This is a genomic window from Acidovorax sp. Root219 (genome assembly GCF_001428665.1).
In the GTDB taxonomy this organism is placed as follows: Bacteria; Pseudomonadota; Gammaproteobacteria; order Burkholderiales; family Burkholderiaceae_C; genus Acidovorax.
This window is the reverse complement of sequence record NZ_LMIJ01000015.1, coordinates 24,254-40,161: the sequence shown is the minus strand read 5'-3', so window position 1 is coordinate 40,161 and position 15,908 is coordinate 24,254. Positions and strand designations below refer to the sequence as shown.

Below are 15,908 nucleotides of genomic sequence, written 5' to 3'. Positions count from 1 at the left end.
GTGTCCCCGCTTATTTCCAGATGTTCCACGGCGAGAGCAACCACCCGCCGACGATGAGCAGCCACACCAGGGTGACCGGAATGAAGATCTTCCAGCCCAGGCGCATGATCTGGTCATAGCGAAAGCGCGGGAAGGTGGCGCGGATCCAGATGAACATGGACACCACGACGAAGGTCTTGATGCCCAGCCAGATCCAGCCGGGGATCCAGTTGAACAGCACGCTGTCGATGGGCGACAGCCAGCCGCCCAGGAACATCAGCGCTGCCAGGATGGACACCAGCCACATGCTGGCGTATTCGGCCAGGAAGAAGACCGCGAAGCCCATGCCCGAGTACTCGACCATGTGGCCGGCCACGATTTCGGCTTCGCCTTCGACCACGTCGAAGGGGTGGCGGTTGGTTTCGGCCACGCCGGAGATCAGGTACACCAGGAAGATCGGCAGCAGCGGCAGCCAGTTCCAGGACAGGAAGCTCAGCCCCATGTTGGCGGCCATGCCTCGGGACTGGGACATGACGATCTCGGTCAGGTTCATGCTGCCCGAGACCATGATCACCACCAGGAAGCAAAAGCCCATGGCGATTTCATAGCTCACCATCTGTGCCGAGGCGCGCAGCGCGCCCAGGAAGGCGTACTTGGAGTTCGATGCCCAGCCGGCGATGATCACGCCATAGACTTCGATGGAGGTAATCGCCATCACCAGCAGCAGGCCGGCATTGACGTTGGCCAGCGCCACATCGGGACCGAAGGGGATGGCCACCCATGCAGCCAGGGCCGGCATGATGGCCATGAGCGGGCCCAGCACGAACAGGCCCTTGCTGGCGGCCGCAGGCTGGATGATTTCCTTGGTCATCAGCTTCAGGCCGTCGGCCAGCGGCTGCAGCAGGCCCATGGGGCCGACCCGGTTGGGGCCGTGGCGCACCTGCATGAAACCGAGGAGCTTGCGCTCCCACAGCGTGAGGTAGGCCACCGCGCCCATCAGGGGCGCGACGATCACGACGATCTTGAGCAGGATCCAGAGCACGGGCCAGGCCGCGCCCGTCCACCAGGCGAAGGGCAGGAGGTTCAGCCCGCCGTTGTACAGCGCGTCGATCATGCCGCCACTCCTTCACCGGCCGCCATGCGGGCATCGGCTGTCAATTGCAGCGACGTGGCGCGGCGCACCAGGCCATCGAGTTGGTAGATGGAGGCCACTACCGGTTCACCCACGGACGCAACCGCTTGCGGCACCTGGGCCACGGCATTGGACAGTTGCTCGGCCGGCAGCATGGCCAGCTTGCCTGCAGGGGCGTTGGTGGCACGGGCCAGCACGTCCTGCGAGGTCTCGAAGTCGAAACCGGGCACACCCAGCAAATTGGCCAGCACGCGCAGCACCTTCCAGGCGGGACGCGTGTCGCCCAGCGGGCGCACCACGGCGTGGAAGCTCTGCAGGCGCCCTTCGGCGTTGACGAAGCTGCCCGAGGTTTCGGTGAACGGCGCGATGGGCAGCAGCACATCGCTGATGTCCATGTTGGCCTTGAAAGGGCTCAGCGTCACGACCATCTGCGCCTGGCCGATGGCTGCGGCGGCTTGTGCGCCGTTGGCCGCGTCGAAAGCCGGTTCGGTGTTGAGCAGCAGCACGGCCTTGAGGCCGCCCGCCAGCATCTGGCCGGCGTTGAGGCCGCTGCCCACGGGATGGGCGCCAGCGAACTGGGCACCCACGGTGTTGGCGGCTTCGGTGAGGTAGCCGACGGTGGCGCCGGTCTGCTCGCCGATCCAGTTGGCCAGGGCTAGCAGCGCTGCGGCCTGGCCATGGTGCGCGGCGGCATTGCCCAGCAGCACGGCCTTGCGCTCACCACCCAGCAGCGAGCGGGCGATGGCCAGGCTGGCCTCGGTGGCCTGGGCTGCGCCAGCCGGCGCCGCCACGTTCTTTTCCTGGGCGACGGCCGAGGCGATGGAGCCGAGGGCCTGCACCCACTGGCTGGCGTTCTGCAGCAGTTGGTGCTTGATGGGCATGGCCCAGTCGCCGACGGAGGAGTCGACCACGCTCAGTTGGGCGCCGTGGCGCACGGCATGGCGCACGCGCAGGGCGAACAGCGGATGGTCCTTGCGCAGGTTGGAGCCCACCACCAGTACGCGTTGCAGCGTGGACAGCGAGGCGATGGAGGTGCCGAGCCAGCGGATGCCTTCGGGCGCCGCGAATTCGGCGTTGCGCAGGCGGTAGTCGATGCTGTCGCTGCCCAGGCCGCGCACCAGGGCGGAGGCCAGGTACAGCTCTTCGAGCGTGCTGTGCGGGCTGACCAGGGCGCCGATGCTGTTGGCGCCGTGGTCATTCTTGATGTTCTTGAGGCCATTGGCCACGTACTCCAGCGCGGTCTGCCAGTCGACGGCCTTCCAGACGCCACCTTGCTTGAGCATGGGCTCTGTCAGGCGTTCGTCGCTGTTGAGCGACTCGTACGAGAAGCGGTCGCGGTCGGCGATCCAGCACTCGTTGACGGCTTCGTTCTCGAACGGCACCACGCGCATGACCTTGTGGTTCTTGACCTGAACGATCAGGTTGGCACCAGTGGAGTCGTGCGGACTGACGGAGCGGCGGCGCGACAGTTCCCAGGTGCGGGCGCTGTAGCGGAACGGCTTGCTGGTGAGCGCGCCCACGGGGCAGATGTCGATCATGTTGCCCGACAGCTCGGAGTCGATCGTATCGCCCACCACGGTGGTGATCTCGGAGTGCTCACCGCGGTGGATCATTCCGAGCTCCATCACGCCGGCCACTTCCTGGCCAAAGCGAACGCAGCGAGTGCAGTGGATGCAGCGGCTCATCTCCTGCATGGAGATCAGCGGGCCCACGTCCTTCTGGAAGACCACGCGCTTTTCTTCCTCGTAGCGCGAGGAGGAGCCACCATAGCCCACGGCCAGATCCTGCAGCTGGCACTCACCGCCCTGGTCGCAGATGGGGCAGTCCAGCGGGTGGTTGATCAGCAGGAATTCCATGACCGACTGCTGGGCCTTGATGGCCTTGTCGCTCTTGGTGCGCACGATCATGCCCTGCGTCACCGGCGTGGCGCAGGCGGGCATGGGCTTGGGTGCCTTTTCCACATCCACCAGGCACATGCGGCAGTTGGCGGCAATGGACAGCTTCTTGTGGTAACAAAAATGGGGAATGTAGGTGCCGGCCTTTTCGGCTGCATGCATCACCATGCAGCCTTCGGCGACTTCTACCTTCTGCCCGTCGAGTTCGATTTCAACCATATGCGTTTCTCGGGATCAGGCGGAGGCGGAAGCCTGAGGGGTCTTCTCTTGGCGGATCAGCGCTTCGAATTCCGGACGGAAGTGCTTGATCATGGCGCGCACCGGCATGGCCGCTGCGTCACCCAGTGCGCAGATGGTGCGCCCCTGGATGTTGTCTGCCACCGAATTGAGCAGGTTCAGGTCGCCATCGCGCCCCTGGCCATGCTGGATACGGTCGATCACGCGCCACATCCAGCCCGTGCCTTCGCGGCACGGCGTGCACTGGCCGCAGGATTCGTGCGAGTAGAAATAGGACAGGCGCAGCAGGCTCTCGACCATGCTGCGGGAGTCGTCCATCACGATGACGGCGCCCGAACCCAGCATGGAGCCGGCCTTGGCGATGGAGTCGTAGTCCATCGTGCATTCCATGATGACGGACGCCGGCAGCACCGGCGAGGAAGAGCCGCCGGGAATCACGGCCTTGAGCTGGCGGCCCTTGCGCACGCCACCAGCGAGTTCGAGCAGCTTGGCGAACGGCGTGCCCATGGGCACTTCGTAGTTGCCGGGCTTTTCCACGTCGCCCGAGACCGAGAAGATCTTGGTGCCGCCGTTGTTGGGCTTGCCGCACTCAAGGTAGGCCTGGCCACCATTGCGGATGATCCACGGCACGGCCGCGAAGGTCTCGGTGTTGTTGATGGTGGTGGGCTTGCCGTACAGGCCGAAGCTGGCAGGAAACGGCGGCTTGAAGCGCGGCTGGCCCTTCTTGCCTTCGAGCGATTCGAGCAGCGCGGTTTCTTCGCCGCAGATGTAGGCACCGAAGCCGTGCGCCGCATGCAGCTGGAAGCTGAAATTGCTGCCCAGGATCTTGTCGCCCAGGTAGCCGGCGGCACGCGCCTCTTCGAGCGCTTCTTCGAAGCGGTCGTAGGTCTGGAAGATTTCGCCGTGGATGTAGTTGTAGCCCACGGAGATGCCCATCGCGTAGGCCGCGATGATCATGCCTTCGATGACGATGTGGGGGTTGAACTGCAGGATGTCGCGGTCCTTGCAGGTGCCTGGCTCGCCTTCGTCGGAGTTGCACACCAGGTACTTCTGGCCGGGGAACGAGCGGGGCATGAAGCTCCACTTCAGGCCGGTGGGGAAGCCCGCACCGCCGCGCCCACGCAGGCCCGATTCCTTGACGGTGGCGATCACCTGGTCCTGGGTGAGGCCTGCGCCTTCACCCTGTGCCAGGATCTTGCGCAGCGCTTCGTAGCCGCCGCGCGCTTCGTAGTCCTTGATGCCCCAGTTCGTGCCGTCGAGCCCCGCAACGATCTGTGGGTTGATGTGGCGGTCGTGGAAGCAGGTCTGCACGCCCGTGGCCTGGAACTGCGAGAGGATCTGTGCGGCGGTGGTCATGCTTGTCCTTCCGCAGCCTTGAGGCCGTCGACCAGCTGGTCGAGCTTGTCGTTGTCCATGAAGCTGCACATGGTGCGGTCGTTGACCAGCATCACGGGCGCATCGGCGCAGGCGCCCAGGCACTCGCACTGCTGCAGCGTGAACAGGCCGTCCGGCGTGGTCTCGCCCATGGTCACGCCGAGCTTCTTCTCGAGGTGGTGCAGCGCCTTCTGGCCGTCGCGCAGCTGGCAAGGCAGGTTGGTGCAGACGTTGAGCTTGTACTTGCCCGTCGGCTGCTGGTTGTACATGTTGTAGAACGTGGTCACTTCGTGCACCGCGATCTGGGCCATGCCCAGGTAGTCGGCGATCACGGCCTCACTCTGCACGCTGACCCAGCCCTGCTCCTGCTGCACGATGGCCAGGCAGGCCATCACGGCAGACTGCTTCTGCTCGGGCGGGTACTTGGCGACTTCGCGCGCAAAACGGGCAAGGGTTGCCTCGGTGATGGCGGCGGTGCCAGCGGTCAGGTTCTTCGATTCGGTCGTACTCATCGGTCAATCTCCCCGAACACGATATCCATGGTGCCGATGATGGCCACGGCGTCGGCGATCATGTGGCCGCGGGCCATCTCGTCGAGCGTGGCCAGGTGCGCGAAGCCGGGCGCACGGATCTTCAGGCGGTAGGGCTTGTTGGCGCCATCGCTGACCAGATAGATGCCGAACTCACCCTTGGGATGCTCCACGGCGGCATAGGCTTCGCCTTCGGGCACGTGAAAGCCTTCGGTGAACAACTTGAAATGGTGGATCAGCTCTTCCATGTTGGACTTCATGGATTCGCGGTCGGGCGCAGCCACCTTGTGGTTGTCGGTGATGACCGGGCCGGGGTTGGCGCGCAGCCAGTCCACGCACTGCTTGATGATGCGATTGGACTCGCGCATTTCGTGCACGCGCACGAGGTAGCGGTCATAGCAGTCGCCCGTCTTGCCCACGGGCACGTCGAAGTCCATGCGGTCGTAGACGTCATAGGGCTGGGTCTTGCGCAGGTCCCATGCAATGCCGGAGCCACGGATCATGGGCCCGGTCATGCCCAGGTTCAGCGCGCGCTCGGGCGGCACCACGCCGATGCCCACGGTGCGCTGCTTCCAGATGCGGTTGTCGGTGAGCAGGGTCTCGTACTCGTCCACGCAGCCCGGGAAGCGCTGGGTGAAGTCGTCGATGAAGTCGAGCAGCGAACCCTTGCGGTTCTGGTTCATGGCCTCCAGGGCCTTGGCGTTCTTGATCTTGCTGACCTTGTACTGCGGCATGGAGTCCGGCAGGTCGCGGTACACGCCGCCCGGACGGAAGTACGCCGCGTGCATGCGCGCGCCGGAGACGGCTTCGTACATGTCGAACAGGTCTTCGCGCTCGCGGAAGGTGTAGATCAGGATGGTGGAGCTGCCGCAATCGTTGCCGTGCGAGCCGAGCCACATCAGGTGGTTCAGCAAGCGCGTGATTTCGGAGAACATCACGCGGATGTACTGGGCGCGCTCGGGCACTTCCAGGCCCATCAGCTTTTCGATGGCCAGGCAGTAGGCGTGCTCGTTGCACATCATCGACACGTAGTCCAGGCGGTCCATGTAGGGCAGCGACTGGATGTAGGTCTTGTGCTCGGCCAGCTTTTCGGTGGCGCGGTGCAAGAGGCCGATGTGCGGGTCGGCGCGCTGGACGACTTCGCCGTCGAGCTCGAGCACCAAGCGCAGCACGCCGTGCGCTGCAGGGTGCTGCGGTCCGAAGTTCAGGGAATAGTTCTTGATTTCAGCCATGGTGGGTCACGTGGGGCGCGGGCGCCTTAGTGCAGGCCTCCGTACTTGTCTTCGCGGATGATGCGCGGCGTGATTTCGCGCGGCTCGATCGACACGGGCTCGTAGACCACCCGGCGCTGCTCTGCGTCATAGCGCATCTCGACATGGCCGGACAGCGGGAAGTCCTTGCGGAAGGGGTGGCCGATGAAGCCGTAGTCGGTCAGGATGCGGCGCAGGTCGTTGTGGCCGTCGAACACGATGCCGAACAGGTCGAACGCTTCGCGCTCGTACCAGTTGGCCGAGTTCCACAGGTCGGCCACCGAGGCCACCACCGGGAAATCGTCGTCGGCGCAGAACACCTTGACGCGCAGGCGCTGGTTCAGACTGACCGACAGCAGGTGCGACACCACGCAGTAGCGCGCGCCTTCGTTGACTTCGTCGGCGTAGGCCGAGTAGTCGACGCCGCACAGGTCGATCAGCTGCTCGAACTGGCAGCCGGGCGCATCGCGCAGCTGCTGCATGGCAGCAAGGTAATCGGCGGCGGAGACTTCGACGGTGACCTCACCGAGGGCCACGTGGATCTTGCGGACCTTGTCGCCCAGCACGGCGGCAACGGTGTCCTTGATTTTTTCAGGGCGAATGGCAACAGATGTCATCGTCAACCCTCAGACGCGCGCAATGGTGTTGGTGCGGCGGATCTTCTGCTGCAGCTGGATGATGCCGTAGATCAGCGCCTCGGCCGTGGGGGGACAGCCGGGCACGTAGACATCCACGGGCACGATGCGGTCGCAACCGCGCACCACAGAGTAGCTGTAATGGTAGTACCCACCGCCATTGGCGCACGAACCCATCGACAGCACCCAGCGGGGCTCCGACATCTGGTCGTACACCTTGCGCAGGGCAGGCGCCATCTTGTTGCACAGCGTGCCGGCCACGATCATCAGATCGGACTGGCGGGGACTGGCACGGAACACTTCGGCACCGAAGCGGCCGATGTCGTAGCGGGCAGCCGCTGCGTGCATCATTTCGACCGCGCAGCAGGCCAGACCAAAGGTCATGGGCCACAGCGAACCGGTTTTGGCCCAATTCACCACGGAGTCATAGCTCGTGGTGATGAAGCCTTCCTTCATCACGCCTTCAATCATTGCATCAGTCCTTGTTGAAGCCCGCTGTCATTCCCAATCGAGGGCGCCTTTTTTCCACTCGTAGACAAAGCCCACGACGAGGATCGTCAGGAAAATCACCACAGCCACGAAACCGGCGGCACCCACCTCGTGCAGCGTGACCGCCCACGGGAAGAGGAACGCGATTTCGAGGTCGAACAGGATGAAGAGAATGGCGACGAGGTAATAGCGCACGTCAAACTTCATGCGCGCATCCTCGAAGGCTTCAAAGCCACACTCGTAGGGGGAATTCTTGGCGTCATCCGGGCGATTGGGGCCCAGGACATATCCGATGGCAAGGGGAACAACGCCTACGGCGATGCCGACCAAGATGAACAAAAGGACGGGGAGGTACTGATCGAGGTTCATCTTGAGGATGTGCTCACCGCTGTAGCCTGGCCCGACATGGCCCTTGCTGGGTCATGTCGGGGAGGCCTTTGTTTTGGTGCCGTCGGCGAGACTCGAACTCGCACAGCTTTCGCCACTACCCCCTCAAGATAGCGTGTCTACCAATTTCACCACGACGGCTGGATGTATGTGCCTGGATGGCATGAGGAACCTTGCGGTTTTGGCTTTCCAGACAATCCAGAATTCTACTCCGTAAAAACCCTGCTCTGCGGTTCAGGGCCCAAATTAGTGCAGATTATTTGGTCGGGATCTGCGCCGCGCCAGAGGCCGGCACCACAGGCACAGGAATCGCCACAGGAGCGGCACCCGACGCAGCCGAGGCCGGCGCCGAAGAGGCTGCTGCAGGCGCTTCGAGTACGCTGCCGGAGCTGGCGGGCCGCGCGTTGCCGAAGTATGCCAGAGCCAGCGTTGCAGCGAAGAACACCGCTGCCAACACCGCCGTGGTGCGCGACAGGAAGTTGGCGCTGCCGCTGGCGCCGAACAGGCTGCCCGAGCTGCCGCTGCCGAAGGCAGCACCCATGTCGGCACCCTTGCCGTGCTGGATCAGGATCAACCCGATCATTACCAGGGCGGTGATCATCTGCACCGCCAGAACCACGTTCACGATCACATTCATTCTCTGTTTACTCCTGATTTGAATAGCTTCAGGCGCGGCCCGGACGGGCAGCACCAATGATCTGCAAGAAATCGCCCGCCTTGAGCGAAGCACCGCCCACCAGGCCGCCATCGATGTCCGGCTGCGCCAGCAGTTCGGCCGCATTCGCGGCATTCATGCTGCCGCCATACAGCAGGTGGATGCGGTCGGCATGCTCGCTGGCCAGGGCCAACTGCGCACGCAGCACGGCATGCACCGCCTGCGCCTGCTCGGGCGATGCCGTGCGGCCCGTGCCGATGGCCCAGACGGGCTCATACGCCACCACGATTTCGCTGATGCAGTGGCCATTGAGGTGGATCACCGCGGCCAGCTGCCGCTTGACGACGGCTTCGGTTTCACCCGCGTCGCGCTCTGCCAGGGTCTCGCCCACGCAGACGATGGGCGTGATGCCCAGCGCCAGCGCGCGCTGCGCCTTGATGGCCACGACGGCATCGGATTCGCCGTGGTACTGGCGGCGCTCCGAATGCCCCACCAGCACATAGCGCGCACCAAACTCCTTGAGCATGGCAGCCGACATTTCACCGGTGTAGGCCCCCTGCTCGTGCGCCGACACATCCTGCGCAGCCAGGGCCACACCCGAGCCGGCGACCAGCGCCTGCACCTGGGCCAAGTAAGGCGCGGGCACCGCCACGGCCACATCGCACTGCGGCGCGGCCGAGGCCATGCCATCCCGCAATGCCTTGAGCAGCGCTTCGTTGGCGGCCAGGCCGCCGTTCATCTTCCAGTTGCCTGCGATGAGCTTCTTTTTCATGTTCACCACGTCAAAACAATCTTGCCAATGTGCTGGTTGGATTCCATCAGGGCATGCGCCTGGGCCGCATCGGCCGCCGCAAAGGTGCTGTGGATGACCGGGCGCACCGTACCGGCGGCCAGCAAGGGCCACACCTGCTCGCGCAGCGCACGGGCAATGGCGCCCTTGAAGGCCACCGAGCGCGGGCGCAGGGTGGAACCGGTGATGGTGAGCCTGCGGCGCAGCACCAGACCGGCGTTGATCTCGCCCTTGACCCCGCCCTGCACGGCGATGATGACGATGCGGCCATCCTCGGCTAGGCACTCGACCTCGCGCGCCACATAGCTGCCCGCGACCATGTCCAGCACCACGTCGACACCCTTGCCGTCGGTGATGCGCTTGGCCTCCACCACAAAGTCCTGCGACTTGTAGTTGATGGCATGGTGCGCGCCCAGGTCCAGGCAGGCCTGGCACTTGTCGTCGCTGCCCGCCGTGGCGATCACCGTGGCACCGAAGGCGCGCGCCAACTGAATGGCGGTGACGCCGATGCCGCTGGTACCGCCCTGCACCAGCAGGGTTTCACCGGCCTGCAGGCGGCCACGGTCAAAGACATTGCTCCACACCGTGAAAAAGGTCTCGGGCAGCGAGGCAGCCTCGATATCGCTGAACCCGGCAGGCACCGGCAGGCACTGCTCGGCCGGCGCCACGCACCATTGCGCGTAGCCACCACCGGCCACGAGCGCGCAGACACGGTCGCCAATGGCCAGGCCCGACCGGGCCAGCGCATCGGCGTCACCCGCCTCCACCACACCCGCCACCTCGAGACCGGGAAGGTCGGAGGTGCCAAGCGGGGGCGCGTAGTGGCCCATGCGCTGCAGCACATCAGGGCGGTTGATGCCGCTGGCACCCACGCGGATCAGCAGCTCGCCCGCACCCGGCACGGGTACGGGGCGCTCACCGAGGCGCAAGACCTCAGGCACACCGAACGAGGAAATCTCCACCGCTTGCATAGGAAGGTCCGTGGTTGATGGCATGGAAATCACCAGTCCCGACCACCGCCCGCAGGAGGCCGCTGCAAGCGGCCCACCCGATGGCGGCAGCCAAGGCGATGGATCAGCCGTTCACCTGGCCGGAAGCGCCATCCGATGGCAGCGACTGCTGTTGTTGCTGCTGCTGGTCGGCTGGCTGGCGATCACGGCCCTGGTCACGGCGGGGTTCGCGGTCGCCACGCTCCTGGGGAGCCGGGCGATCGCTGAAACCACCACCCGCAGGGCGGTCGGCCAAAGCCTTCATGGACAGCTTGACGCGGCCCTTTTCGTCGGTTTCCATGACCTTGACCTTGACGATCTGGCCTTCGGTCAGGTAATCGCCAACGCGCTCGACGCGCTCGTGCGCGATCTGGCTGATGTGCAGCAGGCCATCCTTGCCGGGCAGCAGGTTGATCAGTGCGCCGAAGTCCAGGATCTTGGTCACAGGGCCTTCGTAGATCTTGCCGATTTCGACTTCGGCCGTGATCTGCTCGATGCGGCGCTTGGCTTCATCGGCCTTGGCGTTGTCGGTGGCGGCGATGGTGATGGTGCCGTCTTCCTCGATGTTGATCTGGCAGCCGGTCTCTTCGGTCAGCGCACGGATCACGGAGCCGCCCTTGCCGATCACGTCACGGATCTTCTCGGGGTTGATCTTCATCGTGTAGAGCTTGGGCGCGAAGTTGGACACTTCGGTCTTGGCTTCGCCCATGGCTTCCTGCATCTTGCCCAGGATGTGGATGCGCGCTTCCTTGGCCTGGGCCAGGGCGACCTGCATGATTTCCTTGGTGATGCCCTGGATCTTGATGTCCATCTGCAGCGCGGTGATGCCGGCGGTGGTACCGGCGACCTTGAAGTCCATGTCGCCCAGGTGATCTTCATCGCCCAGGATGTCGGTCAGCACGGCAAAGCGGTTGGCGTCCTTGATCAGGCCCATGGCGATACCGGCCACGTGCGCCTTCATGGGCACGCCGGCGTCCATCATCGACAGGCAGCCGCCGCAGACCGAAGCCATGGACGAGGAGCCATTGGATTCGGTGATTTCCGACACCACGCGCATGGTGTAGGGGAATTCTTCCTTGGTGGGCAGCACGGCCATCAGGGCACGCTTGGCCAGGCGGCCGTGGCCAATTTCGCGGCGCTTGGTCGAGCCCATGCGGCCCACTTCGCCGGTGGCGAAGGGAGGCATGTTGTAGTGCATCATGAAGCGGTCTTCGTACTCGCCAGCCAGGGCGTCGATGCGCTGGGCATCGCGCTCGGTACCCAGCGTGGTCACGACCAGCGCCTGGGTTTCGCCACGCGTGAACAGGGCCGAACCATGGGCACGGGGCAGCACGCTGTTGCGGATCTCGATGGGGCGCACGGTGCGCGTGTCGCGGCCGTCGATGCGGGGCTCGCCGGCCAGGATCTGGCTGCGCACCAGGCGCGCTTCGATGTCGAACAGCATGCCTTCGACCTTGACGGCGTCGAATTCCACGCCTTCGGCCTTGAGGCCAGCCATCACGGCAGCGTAGGCTTCGCGGCAGGCTTGCGTGCGGCTTTGCTTGTTGCGGATCTGGTAGGCGGCGGCGAGCTTCTCGTCGGCCAGGGCACCGACCTTGGCGATCAGGGCTTCGTCCTTGGCGGGGGCTTGCCACGTCCATGCGGGCTTGCCAGCATCACGCACTAGGTCATGGATGGCGTTGATGGCGACATTGCCCTGCTGGTGGCCGAACACCACGGCGCCGAGCATGATTTCTTCAGACAGCTGCTGGGCTTCGGATTCCACCATCAGCACGGCGGCTTCGGTGCCGGCGACCACGAGGTCCATCTGCGAGCCCTTGCGCGCGGTCTGGCCGGGGTTCAGCACGTATTCGCCATTGATGTAGCCCACGCGCGCGGCGCCGATGGGGCCGGTGAACGGGATGCCGGAGATGGCCAGGGCGGCGCTGGTGGCAATCAGGGCGGCGATGTCGGCGTCGACTTCGGGGTTCAGCGACACGGTGTGGATCACCACGTGCACTTCGTTGAAGAAGCCTTCGGGGAACAGCGGGCGGATCGGGCGGTCGATCAGGCGGCTGGTCAGCGTTTCGTGCTCGCTGGGCTTGGCTTCGCGCTTGAAGAAGCTGCCGGGGATCTTGCCTGCGGCGTAGGTCTTCTCGATGTAGTCCACCGTCAGGGGGAAGAAGTCCTGGCCGGGCTTGGCCGACTTGGAAGCCACCACGGTGGCCAGCACCACGGTGTCGTCGATGTTCACCAGCACGGCGCCGGAGGCCTGGCGGGCGATTTCGCCCGTTTCCATGATGACGGTCTTGTCACCCCATTGGAAGGTCTTGGTGACTTTGTTGAAAATGCTCATGTTCAGCTCCTTTTGTTGTAGCTGGCAGCACAGTGCCAGCCTGGCGTGGAGGGCAATTCAGAACACGATGCCATTCCAGCGGACCTGCCCCTGCGCACGGCGGCGGCAGGCCCGTTGGAATGACACAGCTTCGCTCTGTTTTGCGGCTCCGAAGTAAAAAACGCCTGAGCTAGCGGACTAACCCAGGCGTTTTGGCATGCAATGGGGATTACTTGCGCAGACCCAACTTGGCGATCAGGGCGGTGTAGCGGTCAGCGTCCTTGGCCTTGAGGTAGTCCAGCAGCTTGCGACGACGGCTCACCATGCGCAGCAGGCCGCGGCGACCGTGGTGGTCCTTGGCATGCGTCTTGAAGTGAGGGGTCAGTTCGTTGATGCGGGCCGTCAGCAGGGCCACTTGCACTTCTGGGCTACCAGTATCGTTGGCAGCACGGGCGTTGGCCTTGACGACTTCGGCCTTGATGGAGGATGCGATCATTACTTTTTCCTTGGACTGAGGCCCAGGCAGACAGCCGAAGACCCCGGTTTTTACTTGCGCCACCCGCTGGAAAGGCCGGTAGCGTGCGTCTTGCACCATGCAAAACAGTCGGATTATAGCCTGCGCCCCGGCAAATCGGTCTTTTTGGGCTTGCCGAACCCCCATGGGTGCGCCCAGAATGCACTCCACCGCAAAGTTACAGCGCGTCCGAACCTCACAGATCGCGCAAAAGCAAGCGACAAAACACCCACAAGTGCAACAGAAAGCGCGGAACACCAGGTGCATGCGCTGGGCCGCTCGACAATCCTGAAGGCAGCGCCTGTTCCTTTCAGGACACAGGCTCCGCCCGCTCGTCCCGGCTTCCATGCCACTGGTCAGTACGCAATGGTCACGTCACATCCGGTCACCTAATATGAAAATCATGAAAGCATCGCCCTCCTTCCATTCGCCTGGACTTCGCGCCCTTCGGGGGGCTGCGCGCGCCAGTGCAGGGTTCACGGCCATTGAACTCATGGTGGTGGTGGCCATCGTGGGCGTATTGACCGCGCTCGCAGCACCGAGTTTCACTCCGCTGATCGAGCGCTGGCGTGTCCGTGAGGCCGCAGAAAGCATCACCGCCTCCGTTTACTTGGCACGCTCGGAGGCCATCAAGCGGGGCGGCAACGTCGTCATCCTTAAAAACAACAGCAACGACATTAATGCCCCAACCTGCAACAACGGCACTGGAGCGACTGAATGGGGATGCGGCTGGAATGTCTTCCTTGACGTCAATGCCAACGGGTCGCAAGACGCCTGCGTAGCCACAGCGACACCCAATGAGTGCTCCATTCAGACAGTCACGGCACCCACCCGGGTGGCGGTGACTCTGGCAGGGAGTGTTCAAGGAAAGATTGTGATTGATCGCTGGGGCATGGCATCACACGCCGGCAGCGGCAGCACCGCTCCAACCAATATGTTCTTTGCCATTGCCCCTCAGGGCAAGACGATGACCGACCCCAACGCAGCACGCCTGTGCGTCGGCATGGGCGGCCGCATTGTCCGCAAGAAAGGGAGCGAGACATGCTGAGCGCCCGCCCCACTCCGATATTCGCGCAGGTTGCAACCACCAACCTCGCCGACACCGCGCACATCCGTAGAGGATATTCCATGCACACCGCAAATGTTCAACACAAGGATTCACAGCGTGGCGTGAGCCTGATCGAATCCCTCGTCGCCATCGTCGTCATGTCACTGGGCATTCTGGGCATTCTGGGCGTACAGATGCGCACCCTGGCAGACACACAGACCAGCGTGCGCAGAGCCCAGGCAATTCGTCTGATCGAAGACCTGAGCGAGCGCATGAAGGTCAATCCCAGCGCCCTGGGCAGCATGGCCAGTTACACCACTGCCTGGAACAACACACCCACCTCCCCAGCGGACTGCAAAACCACGGCCTGCAATAGCGGCCAGCTCGCGGTCTATGACTTGGTGCAGTGGAAGCAGTCGGTCAAAAACACACTCCCCAGTGCCGATGCCAACGTCTTCGTGGTCGCCGACGAGACCGATGCCGCCAACCGCAGGCAGTTGGGGGTGATGATCAGTTGGCGCGAAAACGAGCGCGAAAGCACTGCTGATTACACCAACCCGCTGGCGACAGCCACTACGGGAGGAGCCAACGTCAGCTGCCCTGCCGGCAGCACCTGCCACCTTCAGTATGTTCAGTTGAACGCTCGCTGTGCGCCCTATACCCTGGATGCGACCCCCCAATTTTTCTGCCCGGCATCCAAAACCTAGTTCGCGCAGCCAGGAAACTGTTTTGCCCACGCCCAAGCACCCCGCACAGAGACATTCCAAATGACTTCCGACCACCCTACTGCCAAGGATTGCAGGCCCCGCCGCGTGGCGGACACCCCAGCATGGATTTCACAGAGATCCCAGCGTGGTGTCACTCTGGTCGAGCTGATGGTCGGCATCACCATCGGCTTGATGACCATTGCGGTGGCCATTGGCTCACTCATGGTGTCACGCGGCATCTCAGGCACCGTCAGCGACGCCAGCCAGTTGCAGCAGCAGGCGGCCTATACATTTCGCGTCCTGGGCCAGCAGTTGCGACAAGCAGGGTCGCTGCGATTGAATCTGGCAGCGCAGAAGCAGGCCACCGCCAGCATTGACGTGGCAGACCCCGTGGCCTTTGAAACAAAGTCCACTGATTTCGACCCCTCGATCAACACACTGTCAGGCAAGGATTCGCCCACCAGCAGCGAATTCAAGCTGGCCGTTGGCTACCGCAATTACACGGAAGCACTGTACCCAGCAGCCGCCGAGGCATCTCTGTTCCGAAACTGCCTGGGGCAGCAGGATGCCGCAAAACCCACGCTAATCCAAAGCCAGTTCGCCCTGGACACCACCACCAATGAACTGATGTGTGCGGGATCGGACGGAACCCGTCAAGCCATTATTCAAAACGTGGCCGACTTCCAGGTCCGCTATCTGGTGCAAACAGATGCAGCACTGGGCCTCCCTCGAATCCAGTATGTCAATGCGGCCACGGCCACTGCCGACTGGTCTCGGGTGTTTGGCGTGGAGGTCTGCATCTCCCTGTACGGCACGGAAAATATCGACATGCCGGCTGGTAGCACCTACAAGAATTGCGACGGCACCACCAATGTCGACATGACAACATTGCTGGCCCCGAGGAAGAATCGCCTGCACATGACTTTTCGCAATGTGTACCAATTGCGCAGCCAGGGCCTGACAGGCTGAAGCCACAGAGAGAT

16 protein-coding genes and 1 tRNA gene are annotated in these 15,908 nt (G+C 63.6%); 3 read left to right on the top strand and 14 right to left on the bottom strand.

Annotated elements, in window-relative coordinates; all coding sequences use genetic code 11:
- Positions 1 to 10 precede the first annotated feature (10 nt).
- From nuoH to rpsO, 14 genes are all read right to left on the bottom strand, one after another.
- A complete protein-coding gene (gene nuoH, locus ASE28_RS18140) occupies positions 11 to 1,093 on the bottom strand; it encodes an NADH-quinone oxidoreductase subunit NuoH (protein ID WP_057267899.1) in 1,083 nt (360 codons plus the stop codon).
- Positions 1,090 to 3,225: an NADH-quinone oxidoreductase subunit NuoG gene (nuoG, locus tag ASE28_RS18135; RefSeq protein ID WP_057267898.1), complete on the bottom strand. Its 2,136-nt coding sequence runs from the start codon at positions 3,223 to 3,225 to the stop codon at positions 1,090 to 1,092. The genes nuoH and nuoG overlap by 4 nt, the downstream gene beginning before the upstream one ends.
- Before the next feature lie 15 nt (positions 3,226 to 3,240).
- Positions 3,241 to 4,599, bottom strand: a complete 1,359-nt coding sequence (gene nuoF, locus ASE28_RS18130) for an NADH-quinone oxidoreductase subunit NuoF (protein ID WP_057202181.1) — start codon at positions 4,597 to 4,599, stop codon at positions 3,241 to 3,243.
- Positions 4,596 to 5,129 (bottom strand): NADH-quinone oxidoreductase subunit NuoE, encoded by a 534-nt coding sequence (gene nuoE / locus ASE28_RS18125; protein WP_057267897.1) that lies wholly within the window; start codon positions 5,127 to 5,129, stop codon positions 4,596 to 4,598. The genes nuoF and nuoE overlap by 4 nt, the downstream gene beginning before the upstream one ends.
- Entirely contained in the window at positions 5,126 to 6,379 is a 1,254-nt protein-coding gene (locus tag ASE28_RS18120) for an NADH-quinone oxidoreductase subunit D (protein WP_057202179.1), read from the bottom strand. The genes nuoE and ASE28_RS18120 overlap by 4 nt, the downstream gene beginning before the upstream one ends.
- 26 nt (positions 6,380 to 6,405) lie before the next feature.
- Complete coding sequence (locus ASE28_RS18115; protein ID WP_057202178.1) at positions 6,406 to 7,014, bottom strand: NADH-quinone oxidoreductase subunit C; 609 nt, start codon at positions 7,012 to 7,014, stop codon at positions 6,406 to 6,408.
- 9 nt (positions 7,015 to 7,023) lie between these two features.
- Positions 7,024 to 7,503: an NADH-quinone oxidoreductase subunit B family protein gene (locus tag ASE28_RS18110; protein WP_007849129.1), complete on the bottom strand. Its 480-nt coding sequence runs from the start codon at positions 7,501 to 7,503 to the stop codon at positions 7,024 to 7,026.
- Between the two features lie 27 nt (positions 7,504 to 7,530).
- Positions 7,531 to 7,890, bottom strand: a complete 360-nt coding sequence (locus tag ASE28_RS18105; protein ID WP_057202177.1) for an NADH-quinone oxidoreductase subunit A — start codon at positions 7,888 to 7,890, stop codon at positions 7,531 to 7,533.
- A 74-nt stretch (positions 7,891 to 7,964) separates the two neighbouring features.
- A tRNA-Leu gene (locus ASE28_RS18100) sits at positions 7,965 to 8,049 on the bottom strand.
- Between the two features lie 115 nt (positions 8,050 to 8,164).
- Entirely contained in the window at positions 8,165 to 8,545 is a 381-nt protein-coding gene (gene secG, locus ASE28_RS18095; RefSeq protein WP_057202176.1) for a preprotein translocase subunit SecG, read from the bottom strand.
- Positions 8,546 to 8,573: 28 nt separating this feature from the next.
- Positions 8,574 to 9,335 carry a triose-phosphate isomerase gene (gene tpiA, locus ASE28_RS18090; protein WP_057267896.1) on the bottom strand — a complete coding sequence of 254 codons (762 nt, stop codon included), beginning with the start codon at positions 9,333 to 9,335 and terminating at the stop codon, positions 8,574 to 8,576.
- 2 nt (positions 9,336 to 9,337) lie between these two features.
- Positions 9,338 to 10,324, bottom strand: coding sequence for an NAD(P)H-quinone oxidoreductase (locus ASE28_RS18085; protein ID WP_057267895.1), 987 nt, complete (start codon positions 10,322 to 10,324; stop codon positions 9,338 to 9,340).
- Between the two features lie 103 nt (positions 10,325 to 10,427).
- Positions 10,428 to 12,677, bottom strand: coding sequence for a polyribonucleotide nucleotidyltransferase (gene pnp, locus ASE28_RS18080; protein WP_057267894.1), 2,250 nt, complete (start codon positions 12,675 to 12,677; stop codon positions 10,428 to 10,430).
- A 208-nt stretch (positions 12,678 to 12,885) separates the two neighbouring features.
- Positions 12,886 to 13,152: a 30S ribosomal protein S15 gene (gene rpsO, locus ASE28_RS18075; protein WP_005793232.1), complete on the bottom strand. Its 267-nt coding sequence runs from the start codon at positions 13,150 to 13,152 to the stop codon at positions 12,886 to 12,888.
- Positions 13,153 to 13,564: 412 nt separating this feature from the next.
- Between rpsO and ASE28_RS18070 the strand changes: the two genes are divergently transcribed.
- From ASE28_RS18070 to ASE28_RS18060, 3 genes are all read left to right on the top strand, one after another.
- Positions 13,565 to 14,218 (top strand): GspH/FimT family pseudopilin, encoded by a 654-nt coding sequence (locus ASE28_RS18070; protein WP_369818216.1) that lies wholly within the window; start codon positions 13,565 to 13,567, stop codon positions 14,216 to 14,218.
- 80 nt (positions 14,219 to 14,298) lie between these two features.
- Complete coding sequence (pilV, locus tag ASE28_RS18065) at positions 14,299 to 14,925, top strand: type IV pilus modification protein PilV (RefSeq protein ID WP_057267892.1); 627 nt, start codon at positions 14,299 to 14,301, stop codon at positions 14,923 to 14,925.
- 60 nt (positions 14,926 to 14,985) lie between these two features.
- Positions 14,986 to 15,894 (top strand): PilW family protein, encoded by a 909-nt coding sequence (locus ASE28_RS18060; protein WP_057267891.1) that lies wholly within the window; start codon positions 14,986 to 14,988, stop codon positions 15,892 to 15,894.
- Positions 15,895 to 15,908: the final 14 nt, after the last annotated feature.